The sequence below is a fragment of the Actinomycetospora sp. genome (assembly GCF_055612215.1).
The window spans coordinates 1-2,463 of the sequence record NZ_JBVPVA010000007.1; the positions used below are offsets into that span (position 1 = coordinate 1).

The 2,463-nt window shown below is 69.7% G+C and carries 2 protein-coding genes; both read right to left on the reverse strand.

The annotated features are described in order from the left end of the window. Positions 1–478 (reverse strand): LLM class flavin-dependent oxidoreductase (locus AC0CYZ_RS00135; protein WP_472210772.1); only part of this gene is annotated, 478 nt, incomplete at its 3' end. A gap of 29 nt (positions 479–507) precedes the next feature. After that, a complete protein-coding gene (htpG, locus tag AC0CYZ_RS00140; protein WP_472210775.1) occupies positions 508–2,460 on the reverse strand; it encodes a molecular chaperone HtpG in 1,953 nt (650 codons plus the stop codon). Positions 2,461–2,463 lie beyond the last annotated feature (3 nt).

The following is a 2,463-nucleotide window of genomic DNA, read 5'->3' on the forward strand; positions in this document are numbered from 1 at the left end:
CCTGGACGGGGCGCGGGAACACCGGCTGGTCGTTCAGCGCCGGGCGGTGGCGCCCGGACCACGTGACGCGCTCGGTCTTCGTGAGCGCCACGAGGAGGTCGAGCTTCTCGGTGAACAGCTCGTCGTAGTCGGCGAAGGACAGACCGAACAGCGGGAAGGCCTCGGTGAACGACCCCCGCCCGACGACCAGTTCCACCCGGCCGCCCGAGATCAGGTCGACCGTGGCGTACTCCTGGAACACCCGGACCGGGTCGGCGGCGGACAGCACCGTCACCGCCGAGCGCAACCGCAGCGTCCGCGTGCGCGACGCCGCGGCGGCCAGGATGATCGCCGGCGCCGCGTCGTAGTACTCGGCGCGGTGGTGCTCGCCGATCCCGTAGGAGTAGAGCCCGGCCCGATCGGCCGTCTCGATCTCCTCCATCAGGTGCGCGAACCGCTCGACCGGCCCGACGACCTGTTCGGTGTCGGGATCGGTCACCGCCGCGACGAAGCTGTCGACGCCGACCTTCACAGCGTGGCCGCCAGTCGCTGCGCGAGCTTCCCGACGAAGGCCGAGGGCTCCTTGAGCTCCCCGCCCTCGGCGAGCACCGCCATGTCGTGCAACAGCGACGCGGTCTCGGTGACCCCGGCGTCCTCGGGGTGCGCCTCGTGCGCCGCCCTGAGGTTCTCGACCAGCGGGTGCTTCGGGTTGAGCTCGAGGGCCCGCTTCTGGACCGGGATCTCCTGGCCCATCGACCGCATCATCTGCTCCAGCTGCGGCGGGAGCCCGCCGACCTCGCCGACGAGGCAGGCCGGCGAGGTCGTCAGCCGGGTGGAGAGGCGGACCTCGGAGACCTGGTCGGCCAGCGTCGTCGTCATCCAGGACAGCAGGTCGTCGAAGCCCTCGGGCTTCTCGGCGTCGTCGGCCAGGTCGACGTCGCCCTGGGCGATCGAGGCGAAGGGCTTCGCGTCGTCCCCCGTGCCGTAGGCGCCGACCATGCCGACCCAGACCTCGTCGACCTGGTCGGTGAGCAGCAGCACCTCGTAGCCCTTCGCACGGAACGCCTCGATGTGCGGGGAGTTCTCGACGCTCGACCGGGACTCGCCGGTGACGTAGTAGATCGACTCCTGGCCCTCGGGCATCCGCGCGACGTAGTCGGCGAGGGTGGTGAGCTTCTCCGGGTCGTGCGTGGAGGCGAAGCTCGACGCCTCGAGGATCGCCTGGGTGTTGTCCTGGTCGGTGAGCAGACCCTCCTTGAGGGCCCGGCCGCACTCGGCCCAGAAGGTGTCGTACTTCTCGGCGTTCTCGCCGCGCAGCGTCGTGATGGTCTGCAGTACGCGCTTGACCAGGCGCTTGCGGATCAGCTGGATCTGGCGGTCCTGCTGGAGGATCTCGCGGGAGACGTTGAGCGAGAGGTCCTGCGCGTCGACGACGCCCTTGACGAAGCGCAGGTACTCGGGGACGAGCGCCTCGCAGTCCTCCATGACGAACACGCGCTTGACGTAGAGCTGCACGCCGCGCTTCGCGTCGCGGTAGTAGAGGTCCATCGGCGCGTGGCTCGGCAGGAACAGCAGCGCCTGGTACTCGAAGGTGCCCTCGCCGGTGAACCGCATCGTCTCGAGCGGCTCCTGCCAGTCGTGCGAGACGTGGCGGTAGAACTCGGCGTACTCCTCGTCGGAGACCTCGGAGCGCGGGCGCGCCCACAGGGCCTTGCGGGAGTTGATCGGCTCGTTCGAGGACTCCGCCGCCTCGGCGTCGTCCTCCTCGGCTCCCTCGACCGTCGTGCCGCCGTCGGTTCCCTCCCCCGTCGCCGCGCTCGCCCCGCGCGGGTTCAGCAGGATCGGCCAGGTGATGAAGTCCGAGTAGCGCTTGACGATCCGCCGCACCACGGCCGGGTCGGAGTAGTCGTGCAGGTTGTCCTCGGCGTCCTCGCTCTTGAGGTGCACGGTGATGCTGGTGCCCTGCGGCGCGTCGGGGACCTCGGAGAGCTCGTAGGTGCCCTCCCCGGCCGACTCCCAGTGCACCCCGCCCTCGGTGCCCGCGCGGCGGGTCGTCATCTCCACGCGGTCGGCCACCATGAAGCTCGAGTAGAAGCCGATGCCGAACTGCCCGATGAGCTCGGCCGTGACCTCCTCGCTGCCGGAGGCCTGCGCCTCGCGCAGCTTCGACAGCGTCTCGGCCGTGCCCGACTTCGCGATCGTCCCGATGAGGCTGACGACGTCGTCCCGGGTCATCCCGATCCCGTTGTCGGTGATCGTCAGGGTGCGGGCCTCGGCGTCGGTGCGCAGCTCGACGTGCAGGTCCGAGGTGTCGACCCCGAGGTCCTTGTCCCGGTAGGACTCCATCCGCAGCTTGTCCAGCGCGTCCGAGGCGTTGGAGATCAGCTCCCGCAGGAACACGTCCTTGTCGGAGTAGATCGAGTGGATCATCAGCTGCAGCAGCTGACGGGCCTCGGCCTGGAACTCGATCGTCTCGGTCATCGC

Excerpts from the sequence above, each read along its gene's own strand:
- htpG (WP_472210775.1), bottom strand. The coding sequence starts at position 2,460 with ATGACCGAGACGATCGAGTTCCAGGCCGAGGCCCGTCAGCTGCTGCAG.